The sequence below is a fragment of the Francisella sp. 19S2-4 genome, assembly GCF_036281795.1.
GTDB lineage: Bacteria > Pseudomonadota > Gammaproteobacteria > Francisellales > Francisellaceae > Francisella.
In genome coordinates this window covers 16,347-37,298 of sequence record NZ_JAWUZH010000020.1, presented here as the reverse complement: position 1 = coordinate 37,298, position 20,952 = coordinate 16,347, and the positions used below count along the sequence as shown (strand labels likewise).

The following is a 20,952-nucleotide window of genomic DNA, read 5'->3' as shown; positions in this document are numbered from 1 at the left end:
TTAAGGCTAAGTTTTTACTAAAAATAGCAAAAATATTCCTATTCATAGAAATTGAAAGATTTATTCAACAGTCTTTTGTATTAAGTTCAACATCAACACCTATTAGGGAGTGTAAAGTTATTAACACCATGCCCAAAGCTAGCTCCCATATACGAAGGAATCTTATTTTTAATCAAATAATATTTAAGAACATCTTTTAAGGTTCTCTCCCTTCATTGGTTTTTTCACACTCTGTACATTCGCCAAAAACAAAACCTTTAATCTTATTAAAAACTCCTGCTAATTCCAATTGATTCATCATCCTATCTATTTGATAGCTTTTCTCATCAATCTCCTCTACGAACAGTACTTCACCCTTCCAATCAAGTTCATATTTAATTCCGATTAATACTACTAGATTACTTAAATTACCTCCCAAGAGAGTCCCAGTAGCTTTTCCTAGATAAATAGTTTTAACACCACCAATACTTTTAAATGTTACTTTTTCAGAATTAAAGAGAACATATTCCATATAATCGAAAAAAAAACTTGTCCAAGTCCCTACTCCTAATGGTCCATGAAATGCAATTAATCCAGTTTATTTATCTATAGCTAAAAGCAGAGAAGTAATATCACTAAACCTTATTATAATTTTAGGATCTCCAAGTAGTATTCAAACCTTCTGTCTTAGCTGAAAAATAACCATCTTGGTAAATAGTATTAATATAATGCCTTACCACAAAAAATATATACAACTACTCAACACTATTCCTGACCACAACATAGCTACTATACAATAGCCCATGATATCACGTATTTTAAGTCCCGCAACAGCTAAAAGAGGGATTGCCCAAAATGGTTGAAGCATATTTGCCCAAGCTTCACCCCATGCTATTGCCATAGCGGCATCAGCTTGACTTACTCCCAAAGCTTTAGCTGCTGGCATTACAAAAGGTCCTTGAACCACCCAATGCCCTCCACCAGATGGAATAAAAATATTTATAATAGCAGAAGAAAAAAATGTATATAAAGGAAAAGTATGTACATTGGAAACGCTTATAAAAAAATCTGATATAGAATTATCAATTCCTGACTTCATCATTAGACTCATAATACCTGCATAGAAAGGAAATTGAATAACAACACCAGCACAAACAACTAGTGATTTTCTAAAAGCATTAAAATATTGCGTTAAACTACCATATAAAACTAAACCCATACCTAAAAAAAATAAATTAATAATATTAAAATCAATATTACCACCACCAATCACATAACTTATGAGATAGTAAAATATTATTATCACAAATAGAAAGCATAAGACTTTGCTATCTTCAAGCCTTTCAGCAGGAGTCATTTTTTTTGATACGAAAAAAACCTTATCCTCCTCTTTTATTTCAACTTTTTGTAATGACTTACTAGGGTCTTTCATCATCCAGTTCAAAATTGGTAATGTAAATATAAGTATCAGAACTGGTACATAATTCTTATAAGAAAAAATAGTTTGAGATAATGGTATAATATGACCATCTGTTAATGCTGCTAAATTGCCTGTTGTTGATGTTGCAATTATAAGAGGTATCGACCCAGAAAGCCCTGCATGCCATACTAAAAACCCAGTATATGCAGATGCCACTAGCAAACCATAATTAATATTTTTTATTTTTTTAGCTATTTCTTTGGCAATAATTGCCCCAACAACTAAGCCTACTGCCCAGTTTAGCCAACAGACTATAGATGATATTAAAGTTACGACTATAATTGCTTGTCCTTCTGTATTTACAAATCCAACCATATATTGGATAGCTTTCTTAATAGGCTTACTTGCAGCGAGAGTACATCCTATTACAAGAATAAGAACCATCTGCATTGCAAAAGGTAACAAGCTCCACAGCCCGTCACCCCAAGCTTCTATCATTAGATTTAATGGCTGATTCTTGATAAAAATACTTATAAATAACGTTAACAATGTAAGTAATACAACAAATATAAAACTATCTGGCATATATTTACTGACTACTTTTGAAAAAAATGACCCCAATAGTTTTATCATACTACGTCACTTAAAAACTAGGATTTACACATCTAAATTAATAACATTAAGCGCATTTGATTCAATAAAGTTTCTACGCGGCTCGACTTCATCCCCCATAAGAGTTGTAAATAGAGCATCAGCTTCAACAGCATCTTTTACAGACACTTGTAATAACACCCTATTATCAGGATCCATAGTTGTTTCCCAAAGCTGACCAGGATTCATCTCACCAAGACCTTTATAACGCTGAACATCATTACCTTTTCTAGCTTCTTGTAAAAGCCAGTCAATAGCTGATTCAAAGTCATCAATATACTCTTTCTTTGATCCTCTTTCTACATATGCATCTTTAAAAGAAATATCAGATAAAACATCACCATATGTAACAAGATCTTCATAATCTTTTGTCGTGAAAAAGCTGTTTTTGACTATATAGTCAGTATCATAACCATTTATATAATGATTAACCCCATAAGAAATATTTTCTTGATTATCACTATCAAAATCTTTTGATTCTATAAGCTTAAATCTTTCATAAGATAATGCTTTCTCATTACACTTCTCAACAATTGTTTCCCACCACCTCTTAATATCAGCATTTTCATCAACATATTTTGCACTATATGCCATAACTCTAAGTAATTTCTCAGGATATGTTTTAGCATATTTTTTAATTACTTTTTCAGATTTTTGATAAAGCTCATAATAATTAGTCAAAACTTGTCCAGAAATTGCATTACCATTTTCAAGGAAGATACTTGCACCTTCAAGACCAATATTACCAAGGTATACTGCTAAGGCATCTTCATCTTTTAGATATGTTTCTTGCTTACCTTTTTTAACTTTATATAAAGGTGGCTGAGCAATATATAGATAACCTCTTTCTACGAGCTCTGGCATTTGTCTATAAAAGAACGTCAAAAGAAGTGTCCTAATATGAGAGCCATCAACATCGGCATCCGTCATTAGTATAATCTTATGATATCTAGTTTTATCAGGATTATAATCTTCCGCGCCAATACCACATCCTAGGGCCTTAATAAGTGTCGCAACTTCTTGAGAGCCAAGCATTTTATCAAAACGAGCCTTCTCGACATTTAGGATTTTACCTTTTAATGGCAAAATTGCCTGAGTTTTACGATCACGAGCTTGTTTAGCTGAACCACCCGCTGAATCACCCTCCACTAGATATATTTCTGATAAAGATGGATCCTTTTCTTGGCAATCTGCTAGCTTACCTGGAAGACCTGCAATATCTAACGCTCCTTTACGACGAGTCATATCACGAGCTTTACGTGCAGCTTCACGAGCTTTTGCAGAGTCTAAAATTTTCTCACATACAATTTTAGCTTCTTTAGGGTTCTCTAAAAGAAACTCTTGTAATTTTTCATTTACTAAAGACTCTACAGCTGACTTAACATCTGAAGATACTAGCTTATCTTTTGTTTGAGAAGAGAACTTCGGATCTGGAACTTTTACAGATAATACAGCTGCTAAACCTTCACGAGTATCTTCACCAGTTAAAGAAACTTTAAGCTTCTTATTTAAACCTTCTGATTCTATATACGAGTTCATTGTTCTAGTAACTGCAGCTTTTAAACCTGATAAGTGAGTACCACCATCACGCTGAGGAATATTATTTGTAAAACAAAATATCGACTCTTTATACGAATCATTCCACTGTAACGCTAGCTCTACTTGAATATCATCTTTTATACCATTCACTGATATAACATTCTCATGAATTGGCTTTTTACTCTTATTAAGATACTGTACAAAAGCTACAATACCACCATCATATTTAAAAATCTCTGATCTATTATTGATCTTATCAATGAGTTCAATTTTGACACCTGAATTTAAGAAAGATAATTCTCTAATTCTCTTCATCAAAATATCATAATCAAAATCAACAAATGAGAATGTTTCTTTGCTTGGTTTAAATGTAATTATAGAACCAGTATTTGTAGTAGCCTCTAATTGCTTTAGCGGATAGTCTGGTACACCATGAGTATATTCTTGATAGTATCTATAACCACCTCGTGAGATATCTAATGTAAGCTTTTCAGATAATGCATTTACAACAGATACACCCACACCATGTAATCCACCAGATACTTTATATGAATTATCATCAAACTTACCGCCTGCATGAAGTACAGTCATAATAACTTCCGCTGCTGAACGACCTTCATCTGCATGAATATCTGTAGGAATACCTCTACCATTATCTGATACTGATACAGAACCATCTTTATTTATGATAACTTTAATATCATCACAATGTCCGGCTAGTGCTTCATCAATAGCGTTATCTACAACCTCAAACACCATGTGGTGTAGACCGCTACCATCATCAGTATCACCAATATACATCCCGGGTCTTTTTCTAACCGCATCTAGACCTTTGAGTACTTTAATACTCGACGAATCATAAGCCTTATTCTCAGACATTAACAAGCTCCAAGTTATATTTTTTTATAAATTCAATTAGGTATCATTATAACATAAATAAATACTTATATTAATTATGATTCATTTAGAACATTTAAACTTAAAACTTTCATTTAATAAAAAAATGTTTACAATGTACTATTTTATAAAAACTTTTATATTAATATTTTGAAAAACACGCCCAAGAAAATAAGATTTTTAATAATTGTAACAATAATATCCTCAATAATTTTAACTTATGTTTTTTTTAATAGCATTCTTAACTCTGAAAAAGCACATTCAATAAATCAAGTTGATTTTAACATTCCCTTAGATTCTTTCATGTTAAAAGAATCATGATTCCATAGTTAAAAATACTCCAAAACAATAGATTTTAATCTCTAAGGTTTTCATTTTATACAAAAATGGTAGTATTAAATAAGTATTAAAAATTGTTTCTTTAAATTTTGAAAAAAATATTAATAGTTATCGTAATTATTGTAGTAATTTCATTAAGCTTTATTATAGGTAAAAAAACTGGCTTTGATAAAGCAACATCTATTCATGAGAGTGAGTTACAAATATTAGAACAAAACAAACTTTCACAGACACCTGAGAATAGTATAAATTGTCGTCCTGAAGTTAGTCGTAAGAAAAAAAATTATGTTATTGGCTATGGTAGTCTTATGAATAAAGACTCTAGACAAATAACAGTTCCAGATGCTACTTATGCTGCTCCTATATTAGTTAGTGGTTTTGAAAGATTATGGGCATCTCGTGGGGAGAAGTCACACGCGACATTCTTACTTGCAGTACCTAATCAAGGTTATGCCATGAATGCCATATATTATAAAGCTTCTGCTGACGATATTTCTGCCACAGACTTAAGAGAAGCATCATATTGTAGAGTTAAAGTACCTCGGAAAGATATTGTTCCTCTAGGAATCAAAAGTTTACCTAAAGGTGATTTCTGGATGTATGTTAAAGATTTCAAAGATGCTGAATTTCCAACAAAAAACTTCCCAATATTGCAAACTTATGCAGATGTATTTATGACAGGATGTCTACAAACCCAAGCTGAGTTTAACCTTACTGAGTTTGGTAAGCTTTGCTTTCAAACTACTTATGGATGGGATTTAGCAAACTGGTTATATGATAGATCAGACCCTCGTTATGCTAGATATTCGAAAAATACAGAGAAATATCGCACACCAATTGATAAAATCATCCATCGTTTAAGCTATAATAACGATCCAATATAGTTTAATTAATTACTTTTTATATTTTAATAATGGACCAAAATAGTAGAAAAATATGTATAGCTCCAATGCTTGATTGGACAGATAGACATTATCGTTATATGATGCGCTTAATAACAAAAAAAACCATGTTATATACGGAAATGGTCACTCTTAATGCGATACTTCATGGTAATAAAGATTTTCTACTTAAGTACAATCCAGAAGAAAATCCTGTTACTTTACAACTAGGTGGCTGTGTTCCTAAAGATTTCATCACATGTGGTAAGTTAGCTGAAAACTTAGGCTATAATGAGATAAATATAAATGTTGGTTGCCCTAGTGAAAGAGTCAAAAAAGGTAATTTTGGCCTATCTTTAATGGCGGAACCTGATTTAGTTGCAGACTGTGTAAAAGCAATGAAAGATAATCTTAACATTCCAATATCTGTAAAATGTCGTATAGGTTATGATCACAATGATAGTTATGATGAATTATATAACTTTGTAAATAAACAAGTACATGCTGGTGTTGATTTTCTCTGTATTCATGCACGTAAAGGTTGGCTAAGTGGACTATCTCCAAAAGAAAATCGTACAATTCCAGAACTTAATTATGATACTGTTTATAAAATAAAAAAGGATTTTCCAAATTTAGAAATTGGTATCAATGGTGGTATTTCAACTATTGAAGATACTCACAAACATTTAGCGCACGTTGATAGTGTGATGATAGGTCGAGAGGCATATCACAACCCTATGATATTTAAAGATTTTGACAATCAATTCTATGATCAGGCCCCATCAGAAATTACTCCTTTAGAAGTTGGATACCAGATCGCTGAATATATCACACAGCAAATGCAAGAAGACTCTTTTCTTAAGCTCAATAATATAACAAAACATACTCTAAACCTTTTCAATGGCTTACCAAATGCAAAGGCTTATCGTAGATATCTAAGTGAAAATACTAATAAAAAAGATGCTAATGCAGATGTTTTTTTAGAAGCTCTAAAAATCTTTGACCTATAAAATTATTTAAATACTATTTAATTTTGATTTTATCATTTGTATAGCCCAATCTACTGACTCATGATAATCAGCAGCACTATCTGGCTCATTAAATGCTATAACATATATTTGATCAATATTATCTTCTAATTGTTCAGCTGTCATTTTTGCCAAATCAGTTGGTAAAACAACATATGAATGAGGTCCTTTAAACCCTATTAGCCTAGCCACTTTTCTAGTTAATAATTCTTCTTCTGCAGCTTGTTTTTTAAGTTTTGGCTCATTTGCTTTAATTCCTAGTTGCTTAATAGCCGCATCTATATCCGCATTTACTAATTTTCCATTAGCCTCACGCCTAGCATAAACAATCTTATTATAAGCACTAAATAGCCCTGCTCCGCCTTGTAGATATGCTTCATTAGCAACTAATGAAGCATAATTAGGGACAGTAGCATCTCTATGTAATGATGGATAAGCCTTAAATATAAACTTCACATTAGGTTCATCTCCGATCAACTTAACCATTTTTCCATAAGTCAGTGTACAATTATCACAACCATAGTCATAAAAAACAACCACTGCCTTCTTAGCATCTTTAGGCCCAACAGTTGGAGTCATCTTATCATTTAGCAGTTGATCCACAATTGCTGGAATAGCAATAATCTTCGCATAATCATTTGAGTTAGGATCTATACTTTTCATAGGTATATCTGCTTTTACACCTGCTACATCTACTTTAGTATCATGATTACTAGCACAGCTTGATAGTGTTAGCACCGAAACTCCCAAAATAGCTGCTAATATTTTTTTCATACAATATCTCCCAAAAAACTTTCCTATAACTTTATATTTTATTCTTAAATTGCTAACTTTTTTGCTAAAAGCAAAATACTCTCTACTTAAATTATTTAAATTTAATCCCTTTAGTAAAGATTATATGACAATAATAGATCTTGCAAAGTAGTTATTAGCAATTTTTTGAAAATATTTAACTATATTTGGACTCCAAAACTAGACGCTAAGTTTTTTACATCTTGTGGATTTATGTTTTTTATGTCTTGAGCATTCAAATCTTTTATTGATTTACCATTTATTTTAGTTTTCTCTAAAACCTGATTAGCTTTTTTATCCAAGCCTGTTTGTTTAGCTATTTGTGATGCTGTATTTTTAACAGTATCGACACTTACTAAGTTTTTCAAAGAAGATGTATCTAGACCAAAACTAACATTATTCAAGTCACCTGATATAGCACCTTTTAAAGTTAAATCAGAAACTTTTTGTTTAAACTGGTTGAAATTGACACCTACGTTTTTAAACTTCAGCTGTAATGGAATATCAAATGTTACATTTCTAACTCCACTAAACTGCCAAGTTCCGTTACCAGCTACATCTAAACTATCTGCATCTAAACCAACACCTTGAACAGTTAAGCCTTTTATAGCATCTCCTGCTACATTAGCTAAATCAAATCTAACTGTATTATTAACATTTGGCTTATTAGAGATAACCACCCCAACATTTAAATTTTTATTATTTGTTGATTTGATATTAATTTCCGTAGATTTTCCTAATAACTCTGGATTTGTTGATATATTAGTTATAGTTGCATCATATAAAGTATCACCATCTTTATAGTCTTTAACGTCAATATTTTGGACTACAAAATTAGGATATTTATCACGTAGGCTTTCATTTCTAACATTTGCATATCCATAAACTTTAGCTTGCTCTTTTGGAGTAACAACTTGTTGCTTAACTTGAGAATCTGTAACTTTAGCATTATCAGATCTAAAGCTTGATAAAAACTCTACAGCTTCTTTTATATTAATTGCAACATCTTTTACTTCTTTTGCATTTTCTTTTAGTTTTTGCAAATCAACCTGCTGTAAATCACCGCCTATTTTTTTGATATTCTCAATAGTCTGTTTCTTAGCAGCCTCAGAAGCTTGTTGAGCTTCTTCATCTGAGATAGGTTTAGTATCATTAAGGTATAGTTCTCCTTTAGTTTTTCTTTGTTTATCTAAAGAAACTCCTTCAACAATCACATCTTTTAATGCTATTTGTCTTGTTAACAGATTAGAAATATTTATACTAGAACTAATAGATTTAGCATAGAATCTATCTTTATTAAGATCTAGAGGGTCAGCAGCACCTAAATTTGTTATTTGAAGTCTTGCATCAGTTAAATCTAACTTTAAAGAATCATAGTCAACTGTTGCACCATTTGCTTTTGTTAGCTGTTGCTTGATAATGTTTGATACTAACGAAGTCTCTAAAATCTGTGGTGCATAAGCTATAGTCGCGATGATTAATCCAACCAGAATAACACCTGTTATTCTAAATGGTTGTCTAAATTTACGGTTTTTCATCTTAACCCAGTCGATTTTTGCAACGTTCTTACCTAAGAAAATCCAGCTAGCAATTTTTACAAAAAAGTTTTTTGTGATCTTATTGTATATTTCTGTGCCAGTTTGAATTGCTGACATTTTTGCAACTATCTTTTTATAAAGCTTTGCAATTACAACTCCAAAAACTAAACCTAAAATAATCGAAAGTACAAAAGCACCTGCAACAAGATAATAGTCAAAACCAGCATAAGCAACTACAGGAGTATTAACTAGGCTTTTAAATATAGGTTGTGTAAACCCATCAAGTAAAAACTGACCCAGCGAGAAGCTGACTGATTCTAATAAAAATGATAATGCTTTTGCTATTATCGATATAAATATAAATACGCCTATATTGATTCTAAGGATAATAACTAAAAATAGCACCCCTACAAATAATAATGGAGAATATGATATCCCTGGAATAAATCCAAATACAAATGCAAATAACGATGTTAAAAGCAATTGAAATGGCGTAATTTTTGAAAAAATAGTCGATTTTATCTTACCAAATATATAATCAAACATTTTATTTACCTTATTTTTTTTATAACTAATCAAACTAACCTTATCATATTATAGGCAAATCGAAATATTAAAATAAACATTTTTTATTAGAAAATAAAAAGTAGATAAATTTATTTGTTTTTTAATTAATTGAATAACATTTTAATAAACAAAACAATATTTTCAAAATACATGAAAATAACTTATTTATGACTTTCTCACTTCTTTAAAACATGCCTATTTGCAAGTATAAAATAAATACCATACAATACGAATAATAGGAAATATTAATGATTAAGCTAAAAGCTTTATCTAATTGAATCATTTATGCCGATTTTTATTAGAAAAAGTAGAGTAAATGAGTTATTATTTTACCTGTTATTTACAAAAATTTTCGTCAAACGATCAAATAAGGAAGAAAATCAATGAACTTACATGAATATCAAGCTAAAGATCTTTTAGAAAGCTATGGTCTAAAAGTTCAAAAAGGTATCGTAGCTCATAACCCAAATGAAGCTGCTCAAGCATTTGACCAACTTGGTGGTAAATTTGCTGTGGTTAAAGCTCAGGTACATGCTGGTGGTCGTGGTAAAGCTGGTGGTGTAAAAGTTGTTAAATCATCTCAAGAAGCTCGTGAAGTAGCAGAGAGCCTAATCGGTACAAATCTTGTTACTTTCCAAACTGATGCTGAAGGTCAGCCAGTTAATTCTGTAGGTGTATTTGAAGATGTATACCCTGTTACTCGTGAGTTATACCTTGGTGCTGTAGTTGATAGATCTAGCCGTAAAGTAACATTCATGGCTTCAACTGAAGGTGGTGTTGATATTGAAGAAGTAGCTCACAACACTCCAGAGAAAATCCTTAAAGTAGAAGTAGATCCATTAGTTGGTCTTCAACCTTTCCAAGCTCGTGAAGTGGCTTTCAAACTTGGTCTTGAAGGTAAGCAAATCAATGATTTCGTTAAAACTATGCTAGGTGCTTACAAAGCATTTGTTGAGTGTGATTTTGCATTATTTGAAATCAACCCTCTTGCAGTTAGAGAAAATGGTGAAATCGTTTGTGTTGATGGTAAAATCAACCTTGATTCAAATGCTCTTTATAGACACCCTAAATTATTAGCTCTAAGAGACAAATCTCAAGAAAATGCTAAAGAACTTAAAGCTTCAGAGCATGAGCTAAACTATGTAGCTCTTGAAGGTAACATCGGTTGTATGGTAAACGGTGCTGGTCTAGCAATGGCTACTATGGATATTATCCAATTATATGGTGGTAAGCCTGCAAACTTCCTAGATGTTGGTGGCGGTGCTACTAAAGAAAGAGTAATCGAAGCTTTCAAACTAATCCTAGATGATGAAAATGTAAAAGCTGTTTTAATTAACATCTTCGGTGGTATCGTACGTTGTGATATGATCGCTGAAGCAATTATCGAAGCTGTTAAAGAAGTAAACGTAACTGTACCAGTAGTTGTTCGTCTAGAAGGTAACAATGCAGAAAAAGGTGCTAAAATTCTATCTGATTCAGGTCTAAAACTAATACCTGCTGATGGTTTAGCTGATGCTGCTGATAAAGTTGTGAAATCACTAGGTTAATAAATTAAAACAGTTAAAAGGATATTAAATAATGAGCGTATTAGTTGATAAAAATACAAAAGTTTTAGTACAAGGTTTTACTGGTAAAAACGGTACTTTCCACTCAGAGCAAGCTATTGCTTATGGTACAAATATCGTAGGTGGTGTAACTCCTGGTAAAGGTGGTACTACTCACTTAGATAGACCAGTTTTTAACACAATGGCTGAAGCTGTTGCAGCTACTGGTGCAGATGCATCTGTAATCTACGTACCAGCTCCATTTGTAAAAGACTCTGCTATCGAAGCAATCGACTCTGGTGTTAAGTTAGTTGTAATCATTACTGAAGGTGTTCCTACTCTAGATATGTTAGTAGTTAAAGAATACTTAAAAGGTAAAGATGTACAAGTAGTTGGTCCTAACTGTCCAGGAGTAATCACTCCAGGTCAATGTAAGATTGGTATTATGCCTGGTCATATTCACCAACCTGGTAAAGTTGGTATCATTTCTCGTTCTGGTACTCTAACTTATGAAGCAGTTGCTCAAACTACTAAATTAGGTTTTGGTCAATCTACTTGTATCGGTATAGGTGGAGACCCAATTCCTGGTATGAACCAAATTGAAGCTCTTAAACTTCTAGAAAATGATCCTCAAACTGAAGCTATAATCCTAATTGGTGAAATTGGTGGTACAGCTGAAGAAGAAGCTGCTGAATACATTAAGCACAATGTAACTAAGCCTGTAATCGGCTATATAGCTGGTGTTACAGCTCCTCCAGGAAAACGTATGGGTCATGCTGGTGCTATCATCTCTGGTGGTAAAGGTACAGCTGATGAAAAATTCGCTGCATTTGAAGCTGCTGGTATTGCTTATACTAGATCACCTGCAGAGCTAGGTTCTAAACTTAAAGAAGTTACTGGTTGGTAATTTCTATTTTCTAAATATTTTTTCTTTATTCATCTTTCAATTTTATAATTTCCAAAAATCTAATTTAAAGTGATAATATAGCTTAAATATAAGTTATTACCTCACTAGTCAAATCATGTTTAAGAAAGTAATTTTATTTTTCAATATTACAATACTACTCCTAACCACCAATATAAGTTATTGTTTATCAGAGAATAAAAATATAAACCCTGTAACACCAGAAACATTAAAAAGCAAAATTCATAAACAAAACAAAGAATGTAGTGCACTATCTACCACACTTATGACTCCTATCTCAGCAGTAGGTATAGGCGTAGGAACTATTTTAATGGTACCTGTAGGCTTATTGGGAGGTATGGCTGGAGGAGCTATGATGTCCCCAATGATGTTTGATAGTGGTGGATTAAGCAAGAATTCATTTATACAGCCATTTCAAATAGGTGGAGCTGTTATTTTAGGTGCAGTGTTAGGTGCCGGAGTAGGAGCTGTTGAACTACCATCAGTAACAGCATCTAGCCTGACGCAGAAAGCAAAAGATAATTGTTATCTTATATAATTATAATTTTTTCCAAGAACCATTTGGATGAAATAAGGATAAAAGAAAATTCTTACTTGGTGGAATATATTTTAAATCAAGGCTATTATGCGATCCCCACACAGGAGTCCCATCAAGCTTATAAATTCTTGTAGCAAGAACACTTAGATGTAAATGATTATTTTTTAGAGATAAGAATGGATCCTTTACGTTATAGTCTTTATATGATACATAAGAACCTAATTGCTGATACTTTCCCTCAGAAATTTTGTAAACAAATAATTTCTTACCATCATCTTTATACTTAATGAAATAACTTATTCCATCGACTTTACGTACTAAATCAAAAATACTAGTTTCTCCATCTAAAGCTTTAACAATCTCTCCCTGAGATGTAAATGCCATATAATTATTTCCAAGTCTAATGGTAGCAACTGATTGGCCACTTCTATCAATATCTGATGATCCTCTTAATATATTAAAGACTAATTCAAAGTTATCTGATGATAGATCATCTGTAGGTCCAGTTAATGGTAATATTACCTTTTTGTTATTAAAGACGATTTGCAACTTTGGTAAAGGTGGATAACTATCAATATTCTTTATACCATTTCTCTGGCTCTCTACATCCCTAGGAGGTATAATTACCAAAGACATCCTTAAATTACCAAAATCGCCTCCCAAGTAACACTCTTGAGGATCAGTTTTTAAATTTTTATAATTCAGATATCCTGGAGGATAACTTCCATAAGATTCTGAAAAGTCAGCCCACTGCTCTTTTATACTATATAAGGCATTATTACAACTAGTATTCAACTCATTAGGTGAATATGCAAAAACATTTAATGTTACAATTATTAACAAAATTAATGATATTAGTTTATAAAAAGATTTATTCATAAGAAAATAAACATTATCGTTTGCTTCTATTATAAAAATAACAAAAATCAATATTATTTGATATTAAGAAAGAATTATTTCTTACGAAAAAATGCTCTTAAATTTCTTTTTATAACATTCTTGTATATCAAAGTAGGTAAACTTGAGAGAAAATCTTTTGCTGATCCTTTGCCTGCTTTTTGCAGAACTCTCTTAGCTAGCCGTGGATTCACAGGATAAAAGAAATCTCTTTTAGGCAATTCTTTGCCTGCTAGTAACGCTTTTATAGCTTTTCTTACAAGAATGGGATTATTCCAATCTAGCTTAAAAACAATTTCCTTCTCTTTATTAATAATAAATACTGCATTAGGCATGCTTCCATATATCTGATGCGCACTGCCATCAATATCATCAATAAAAATTGCTCTTTGTTCTCCATCTATATTTTTTAACTCAATTGCACATGTTTTCTTATCATTATAACTTTCATGTTTTTTAATATTTAATCCAGGATGTGCTTCTCTTACATATAATATAGCGAATGATAAATCAGTATAATCTTGAGCTATTTTTAACATTGAATCTCTTCTTCCTTGAAATAAAGGACATGTAATACTACCCATCTCAAGAACTAAATAATTCCCATTAAAATCAAGAATATTTTTATAATTTCCATCAGCTGTTTCTAGCTTTATATCAACAGCTTTATCTCCAACACCTAAGCCTTTAGATATCTCAAAATCATAATGATTTGATGAAAAATTATCATAATTATAACTCATAACATTCTCTCTTAACGATAAGACTCCTTCTCTTATAAACTATAGCATAACTAATTTTTAATAGTGATTAATCAAAATAATTTAAGTAACATGGTAAGGTTTAAGTCAACTTAACAGCAACTTCTTATGATAAGATTATAATTTAATACTACATTTCTTAATTTTTTATAAACATTAGAAAAGGAAATTTATGGCATTAATTAAAAAAAATGGTACAGAAATTTTTTATAGCGTTGTTGGTCAAGGATCTCCCCTTATTATGCTACCTGGATTAACAGGTGATCAAACAATGTGGGGAAATATAGTTTTAGAATTACAAAAACATTATCAGGTTATTCTAATTGATAATCGCGGAGCTGGTAGAAGTCAAGTTACTCAAGCACCTTTTAGCATCTCAGATATGGCAAATGATGTCATGAATGTCATTGAAGAATTAAAACTAAAAAAAACTTCTATATTGGGGCACTCAATGGGAGGTTATGTAGCTCAAGAATTTGCAATACAATACCCTGAAAAGCTTGATAAATTGATTTTAATGAGTACTCGTTGTAAGGCATCTCCTTTATCAACAATCCAAAGCGAAATAGCATTTCATCTAATAGACAGTAAAATTGACCCTATTGTGTTAATTAAAAACTCAATGACATGGTGCTTTGGTGAAACCTTTATGTCAAACGAGAAAAATGTCACAGACTATATTGAGCGTTCTTTAAATCGACAATACCCTGCACATTTAGAAGGATTTAAACATCAAGTACTAGCTATTAACTCCTTTGAAAACAATAACCTAGAAAAAATACAAGCCCCAACACTAATTATTAATGGAGAAGAGGATCGAATCGCCCCTATTCCTTATAGTGATTATATGAAAAAGCATATTCCTAATGCTCAACAAGTAATTCTAAAAAATGTTGGCCATATGCCACATATTGAGGATTGTGATCAAGTTGTTCAACAGATAAATAAATTCTTAAAACTTATTTAAAAATATGATTATTTTATAATCAATAAATTCTAAAATATTTCCAGATTTTTCTAGCTCAATTATCTTCTCCTTAAATATTAAAAGTATGATGCTATAATAACAAACTATAAATAAAGCTAGCTTGTAAAGTTATGTCATCTCAATATAAAAAGACTATCCTAATAACTGGAGCAAATAGAGGTATAGGCCTTGGTTTTGTTGAATATTATTTAGAAAAGAATTTTAATGTAATAGCTACTTGCCGTGACCCAGCTAAGGCAAATGACCTAAAAGAACTTTCTAAGAAATATCAAAACCTAACTATAGAAAAACTAGATGTTACTAGCCCTATAGAACAAAAGCAATTATTTCAAAAATATAAAAGTATAGCTATTGATATATTAATAAATAATGCTGGCATTTATCCAGAACATCATAAAAAAATAAGCATATCTGATACAGATCCTAGCTGGATAAATAATGCTTTTCAAACCAACTGTCTAGGAGCTTTTTATCTTATCCATAATTTTAAAGATAATCTACTAAGGTCTGATAATCCAATAGTTATCAATATGGCTAGTCAAGCTGGCTCTATAGAGCAAACAAAAGCTGGTTTTGGCTATTCATACCGTATATCAAAAGCAGCTCTAAATATGTTAACAAAAACATTTGCTGCGGAGTACCCAGAAATAATTACTATAAGTCTTCGACCTGGTTGGGTTAAAACTTACATGGGTGGAGAAAATGCTTCTTTAGAAGTAAAAGACAGCATTATGGCAATGACTAAACTCATCGGCTCACTTAAATCTGAAGACTCAGGTAAATTCCTAGATGCTCAAGGCAATCAAGAAAAGTGGTAAGTCAAAATAACTTGCTAACACTTTAACAACCTTTATTATATTGTTATTCTTATAAAATATAAAACTCCTATTCTTTAGTGTAAAATGACATCTTATTCAATAATCAAAAAACTTAGCATCACATGCTTAATTGGTGCATTAATTATATGGGTGCTATACCCTTTTATTTATCCAATCTTGTTTGCAGCTCTTCTAGCAATAATACTTGCTCCTGTACAAGTAAATCTAGAAAAACACATAGGTAGACATAAAAGTAGCTTCCTTATAGCTATGGGAATTTTATTATGTATCTTTATTCCTATGCTAATTGCAATATCATATGCTATTACAGAAATTATTTCTTATTTGCAAAATTCTGAATCTTTATCTCAAACATTCAATCAACTTAGCAACTCTATCGCAAAGATACCATATGCTGGAGACTATCTGCAGCAGTATTTTGATAAACTAATAGGCGCAATTAAACACGATAAAGAAAAGATTATTGCTAATCTTGGACAGATTTTACCTGCAATCAGATACATAGGCTCTACATCTATAAGTCTACTAACAGACTTTTTAATAACTATTTTACTTGTTTATCAATTTTTAGTAAGTGGTTCAACCGTAGAGAAATTCTTCAAAAATATTGTCTTAAAGGACTTTCATGATAGTGATAGCTTTATCTCTACTGCGATCATAACAACTCGTAGAGTTAGCTTAGCAATATTTCTAACAGCAATGCTTGTTGGCATAATTATGGGAATCACTTTCTCTGCATTATCTATACCTAGTCCAATACTATTTGCCTTTGTTTCAGCTATAGCTTCAATGATTCCATTTATGGTTGGTATTGTTTATATACTTTTAGGGGCTGCGGTATTTGTAATATATGGTGTAACAAAAGCTATTATTATCTTAGTAATTGGATTTGCACTTAATATTTTTACAGATAATATTATGCAACCTAAGATTATTAATAAACAAGTTAAACTCAGTTTTGTAGCCTCATTAATTGGTATTATGGGAGGAATCCAAGCTTTTGGTTTTATTGGAATATTCTTAGGCCCTGTAATATTCAATGTGGCTTTTGTTGGCATTGAAAAATTAATGGATGGTAAGGAATACTAATTTTTTTAAGCTTGAGGATAACCCTCAAAACTATAAACATTTTCAAAATTTTCATCCCAATTAGCTTTACTTGCTGTAAAGATATGTGCCGTTGGTTTAATTGAAATATTATCATCTAAGCTACCAGCAGGAACAACAACCAAACCTAGCGCTGCTACTTCAATCGGCATAGCTGAGCCACACTCTTTACAAAAACTTTTTGTATGTCTAGTTGCAGGTAATTTAAAATTCTTAACCAATTCTTGCCCAGAATTCCACTTCAACTTTGCATTATTTGAAAAAAGATTGGCTGCATGAGCTGAGCCTGTATCTTTACGACAATAAGAGCAATGACATAAAAAGAAACTCTCAAAATCACCATCTATTTCAAAGTTAACACTGCCACATAAACACGATCCTTTAACGCTCATAAATATTATATCCAAATTGGTTTATTTAAGTAATTTGATGATTATATGAGTTAAGCTTATAAATATCAAATGCTGAAAATAATAATGGCTTGCTCAAGAAGTTTGTTTAGAATGAATTTTACTGTTTTTTTACTTAAAATCGCAAATGGAATCTCTAAAACACCCCAAAGGACTCAAATTCTTATTTTTCGCAGAAATGTGGGAACGCTTCAGTTACTACGGATTAGCAGCAATATTAATTCTATACATGACGCAGAAGTTAAACTTTACAGATGCAAATGCTGCTTTAATATTCGGTAGTTATGTAACATTTCTTTATATCACTACTGCAGTTGGTGGCATATTAGCTGATAGAGTGATTGGTTATCGCCGTTGTGTACTAATCGGTGGTATCTCAATTATATCAGGACATATAATTATGGCATTATCAGGCTCTAGTGATACTGCTCTATTTTTAGGTTTGGGATGTATCTCTGCTGGTACTGGCTTCTTCAAAGCCAATGTCTCAACTATGGTTGGTAGACTTTATGATGATAAAGAAGCTCTACGAAATTCGGGCTTTGCTTACTTCTACACAGGTATCAATCTTGGAGCTGTAATAGCTACTTTTGTTGTTGGCTATGTCGGTGAGAAGATTGGCTGGCACTATGGCTTTAGTTTAGCGGCTTTTGGTATGGCACTTGGATTAATATTTTTTGAATCAGGTAAAAAACATTTTCCTAAAAGTTGTGATGAACCTAACTTTGAAATTATGAAAAAGAATTTATTCTTAGGATTAAATGTTTGGTACGCTATAATTTTATTCGTAGTAGTTTCAGCATGTGTTTTTGCTTATCTAATAGCTCATCCAACACAATCCATGGTAATAATTTCATTATCTGGAATAGTTCTATTAGTTTATTTAGTCTCTCTATGGAAGTCTCTTGGAAAAGCTCAAAAAACTAATATTGCAATTTTATTAATACTTTCAATATTTATGCTGTTCTATTGGTCACTAAGTAACCAAACATCTATTAGTATACCTTTATTCATAAAGAGTAATATTGATCTGCATATTTTAGGTTTTGATATGCCAGTAACTACGCTTATGGCAACACAGTTAACCTTGTTAATAATCATAAACCCTTTCTTTGCTATTTTATGGCAAAAACTAGGCCAGAGAAACAAAGAACCATCTGATGAATTTAAATTTGTTCTTAGTTTGGTATTTCTTGCATTGTGCTTTTTATTCTTAAGTATAGCTGGATCTATAGCTGCCCATGCTGGGCATTCAAATGTAATATGGTTATTACTATGTTATCTAATGCTAGTATTTGGTGAACTATGTATTTCCCCAGTTGGTTTAGCCTTAGTTACTCGTCTAGCTCCTGAACATCTAAAATCAACGATGATGGGGGTATGGTGGACGATTAGTGCTTATGCTGGATTTTTTGGTGGTATAATAAGCTCTCATATTGCTGTTACTAAAAATACACCAGCTAGTAGCTTTGCTTCAGGATACTTTAAGCTTTTTATTGCAGCAATTATTATGGCTGCTATATTGCTAGCATTAACTCCTATATTAAAAAAACTCACTAAACTTAGGGTGTAATAATGATTTTAATTGCAAATGATGAAGGTCGTGGAGGAGTTCCAGAAGCCTTTAAACGACTCCAAAATAAAGAAAATGGCCTTAGATCTATAATTGAAGGTATCAAACTTGTAGAAAACGACACTTCTATTAAAACCGTAGGTAGAGGTTCTTGGCCTGACATACTAGGAAATGTAACTTTAGATGCTTCTGTAATGGATGGAGATGATCTACGTACAGGATCTATAGGTGCTCTTAAAGGCTATGCAAATGCTGTTGAAGTCGCTTATGAAATTATGCAAAGATTACATCATGAGATATTAGTTGCTGAAGGTGCTAATAAATTTGCAAATGAAATTAATGCTACGAAAATTGATAACCTATTACCAGAGATTAAAAAAGTATGGCAAGAGCATTTAGATAAACATTTAACTACTGAGCAAAAAGCGAACTTTCCTAATATCCCATTAATTGAGCTAAGCAAATTTGCTATAGATCCTGAAAAGGTTTTTGATACTACTGTGTATCTATCAAAAGATCATAACAACACTATTTCATCTGCTACAAGTACTTCTGGTTGGGCTTGGCGCTATCCTGGTAGATTAGGCGATAGCCCAATTATCGGTGCTGGTTCATATGCTGACTCTAGATATGGAGCTTGTGCATGTACTCACACTGGTGAGATGGCTATTCGTTGTAGTACTGCAAGATCTGTAGTTTTATATATGAAAATGGGAATGTCTGTAAAAGATGCTGTGTTAGAAGCTGCTAAAGACTTACGCCATTTGAAAACTGGATACTTAGATGAGCTAACAATTCATGCAATTGATAATCAAGATAATTATTATGTTGCAAGTTTCAAAGGTAGCGAACCAGTCTTTTACTGGGTTTGGACTGATGATATGGAAGAGCCTATTAAAAAACAAGCTAGGTTGATTTTGTAAAACATAAATCTATTTGGCTTTTTAAGCATATAAATGTATTTCTAGATATAAATTCACTATAATCAATATATCTAAAATAAAAATATCTCTAAATGAAAAAATTACTCTTATCAACTTTAATTATAATATTATTTCTTAGTGCCTCTTACTCAGCAGAAAAAGATTACATGGGCATGTCGAAAGATCAGGTCAAAAATTCTATTCAGACAATGAAGGTGTTTGATGCCTCATTAACATATCCATATCCTATATGGTTTAGTACTGGTCTAGTTGGTGATGTCTATAGAGACCAAAAAGGAGGAGGCTTTTTATATGAGCAAATACCTACAGGACAAAAATTTGATAGTTGGAATGAAATATATACAATAGCAAGCATCTATGACAAAGAGGGTAAAATTAGTGTTTCACAATATCAAGCTTTTATTCTAAATGGTTTTTCAAGTTCATGTAATCATAATATTAAGGTTCTTAATGCTGTAAAAACTAAATCATCCAGTATAGTAATTTTATTATGCGGGTCACTAACTAATAAGGATATAAAAGCTTATAACAATGCTCCTGGTGAAGTCGCTATTTTTAAATTAATGAAGTTTAAAAACACATTGATTCAAGTTGGTCAAGAGTGGAAAACTAAACCTTTTGATGCTACAAAAATTAATCAGTCAGATTTCCTTGATAAAGCATATCAATATATCGGTAGCAAACAAGACTTTACTCTAGCTTTTCAAAAAATCCATAAAGATGTTAGTGCTACACAAGCTATTTCAAAGCCTTATTAGCTTAGATCTTAAGTCTATATAATCTTTTATAAAATCT

20 protein-coding genes are annotated in these 20,952 nt (G+C 31.7%); 11 read left to right on the top strand and 9 right to left on the bottom strand.

Annotation, left to right across the window (positions count from 1 at the left end):
* Window positions 1-92: 92 nt before the first annotated feature.
* From R8535_RS10860 to gyrB, 4 genes are all read right to left on the bottom strand, one after another.
* Entirely contained in the window at window positions 93-176 is an 84-nt protein-coding gene (locus tag R8535_RS10860; protein ID WP_442902163.1) for a hypothetical protein, read from the bottom strand.
* Between the two features lie 20 nt (window positions 177-196).
* On the bottom strand, window positions 197-511 hold the full coding sequence (locus tag R8535_RS05980) for a hypothetical protein (RefSeq protein ID WP_329497414.1): 315 nt from the start codon (window positions 509-511) through the stop codon (window positions 197-199).
* Window positions 512-712: 201 nt separating this feature from the next.
* Window positions 713-2,032 carry a short-chain fatty acid transporter gene (locus R8535_RS05975; protein WP_329497412.1) on the bottom strand — a complete coding sequence of 440 codons (1,320 nt, stop codon included), beginning with the start codon at window positions 2,030-2,032 and terminating at the stop codon, window positions 713-715.
* A gap of 24 nt (window positions 2,033-2,056) precedes the next feature.
* Window positions 2,057-4,468, bottom strand: coding sequence for a DNA topoisomerase (ATP-hydrolyzing) subunit B (gene gyrB, locus R8535_RS05970; protein ID WP_329497410.1), 2,412 nt, complete (start codon window positions 4,466-4,468; stop codon window positions 2,057-2,059).
* A 446-nt stretch (window positions 4,469-4,914) separates the two neighbouring features.
* Here gyrB and chaC point away from each other — a divergent pair, with 446 nt between their 5' ends.
* The gene (gene chaC / locus R8535_RS05965) at window positions 4,915-5,709 is read left to right on the top strand and encodes a gamma-glutamylcyclotransferase ChaC (RefSeq protein ID WP_329497408.1); all 795 of its coding nucleotides are present in this window, start codon (window positions 4,915-4,917) and stop codon (window positions 5,707-5,709) included.
* Between the two features lie 29 nt (window positions 5,710-5,738).
* Window positions 5,739-6,716, top strand: a complete 978-nt coding sequence (dusA, locus tag R8535_RS05960; RefSeq protein WP_329497406.1) for a tRNA dihydrouridine(20/20a) synthase DusA — start codon at window positions 5,739-5,741, stop codon at window positions 6,714-6,716.
* Window positions 6,717-6,722: 6 nt separating this feature from the next.
* On the opposite strand, the gene R8535_RS05955 is transcribed toward dusA, so the two are convergent.
* Both R8535_RS05955 and R8535_RS05950 read right to left on the bottom strand, forming a co-directional pair.
* On the bottom strand, window positions 6,723-7,508 hold the full coding sequence (locus R8535_RS05955) for a thioredoxin domain-containing protein (RefSeq protein ID WP_329497405.1): 786 nt from the start codon (window positions 7,506-7,508) through the stop codon (window positions 6,723-6,725).
* Between the two features lie 179 nt (window positions 7,509-7,687).
* A complete protein-coding gene (locus R8535_RS05950; protein ID WP_329497404.1) occupies window positions 7,688-9,610 on the bottom strand; it encodes a TIGR03546 family protein in 1,923 nt (640 codons plus the stop codon).
* A 404-nt stretch (window positions 9,611-10,014) separates the two neighbouring features.
* On the opposite strand from R8535_RS05950, the gene sucC reads away from it, so the two are divergent.
* From sucC to R8535_RS05935, 3 genes are all read left to right on the top strand, one after another.
* Complete coding sequence (gene sucC / locus R8535_RS05945; protein WP_013923499.1) at window positions 10,015-11,178, top strand: ADP-forming succinate--CoA ligase subunit beta; 1,164 nt, start codon at window positions 10,015-10,017, stop codon at window positions 11,176-11,178.
* 31 nt (window positions 11,179-11,209) lie between these two features.
* A complete protein-coding gene (gene sucD, locus R8535_RS05940; protein WP_012279756.1) occupies window positions 11,210-12,082 on the top strand; it encodes a succinate--CoA ligase subunit alpha in 873 nt (290 codons plus the stop codon).
* Between the two features lie 115 nt (window positions 12,083-12,197).
* On the top strand, window positions 12,198-12,638 hold the full coding sequence (locus R8535_RS05935; protein WP_329497397.1) for a hypothetical protein: 441 nt from the start codon (window positions 12,198-12,200) through the stop codon (window positions 12,636-12,638).
* Here R8535_RS05935 and R8535_RS05930 read toward each other — a convergent pair whose 3' ends face one another.
* Both R8535_RS05930 and R8535_RS05925 read right to left on the bottom strand, forming a co-directional pair.
* On the bottom strand, window positions 12,639-13,517 hold the full coding sequence (locus tag R8535_RS05930) for a hypothetical protein (RefSeq protein ID WP_329497396.1): 879 nt from the start codon (window positions 13,515-13,517) through the stop codon (window positions 12,639-12,641).
* 74 nt (window positions 13,518-13,591) lie between these two features.
* The gene (locus tag R8535_RS05925) at window positions 13,592-14,278 is read right to left on the bottom strand and encodes a deiodinase-like protein (RefSeq protein ID WP_329497394.1); all 687 of its coding nucleotides are present in this window, start codon (window positions 14,276-14,278) and stop codon (window positions 13,592-13,594) included.
* Between the two features lie 190 nt (window positions 14,279-14,468).
* On the opposite strand from R8535_RS05925, the gene R8535_RS05920 reads away from it, so the two are divergent.
* From R8535_RS05920 to R8535_RS05910, 3 genes are all read left to right on the top strand, one after another.
* Window positions 14,469-15,263 carry an alpha/beta fold hydrolase gene (locus R8535_RS05920; protein ID WP_329497392.1) on the top strand — a complete coding sequence of 265 codons (795 nt, stop codon included), beginning with the start codon at window positions 14,469-14,471 and terminating at the stop codon, window positions 15,261-15,263.
* 131 nt (window positions 15,264-15,394) lie between these two features.
* Window positions 15,395-16,102, top strand: coding sequence for an SDR family oxidoreductase (locus R8535_RS05915; RefSeq protein WP_329497390.1), 708 nt, complete (start codon window positions 15,395-15,397; stop codon window positions 16,100-16,102).
* 84 nt (window positions 16,103-16,186) lie between these two features.
* Entirely contained in the window at window positions 16,187-17,212 is a 1,026-nt protein-coding gene (locus R8535_RS05910; RefSeq protein ID WP_329497388.1) for an AI-2E family transporter, read from the top strand.
* Window positions 17,213-17,217: 5 nt separating this feature from the next.
* Here the strand turns inward: R8535_RS05910 and R8535_RS05905 are convergent, their stop codons facing one another.
* Window positions 17,218-17,622 (bottom strand): GFA family protein, encoded by a 405-nt coding sequence (locus tag R8535_RS05905; protein WP_329497386.1) that lies wholly within the window; start codon window positions 17,620-17,622, stop codon window positions 17,218-17,220.
* Window positions 17,623-17,767: 145 nt separating this feature from the next.
* Between R8535_RS05905 and R8535_RS05900 the strand changes: the two genes are divergently transcribed.
* The 3 genes from R8535_RS05900 (at window position 17,768) to R8535_RS05890 (ending at window position 20,915) form a co-directional block, all read left to right on the top strand.
* A complete protein-coding gene (locus tag R8535_RS05900) occupies window positions 17,768-19,213 on the top strand; it encodes a peptide MFS transporter (protein WP_329497384.1) in 1,446 nt (481 codons plus the stop codon).
* Between the two features lie 2 nt (window positions 19,214-19,215).
* Window positions 19,216-20,136 carry a N(4)-(beta-N-acetylglucosaminyl)-L-asparaginase gene (locus tag R8535_RS05895; RefSeq protein ID WP_329497382.1) on the top strand — a complete coding sequence of 307 codons (921 nt, stop codon included), beginning with the start codon at window positions 19,216-19,218 and terminating at the stop codon, window positions 20,134-20,136.
* Window positions 20,137-20,228: 92 nt separating this feature from the next.
* On the top strand, window positions 20,229-20,915 hold the full coding sequence (locus tag R8535_RS05890) for a hypothetical protein (RefSeq protein ID WP_329497380.1): 687 nt from the start codon (window positions 20,229-20,231) through the stop codon (window positions 20,913-20,915).
* Window positions 20,916-20,952: the final 37 nt, after the last annotated feature.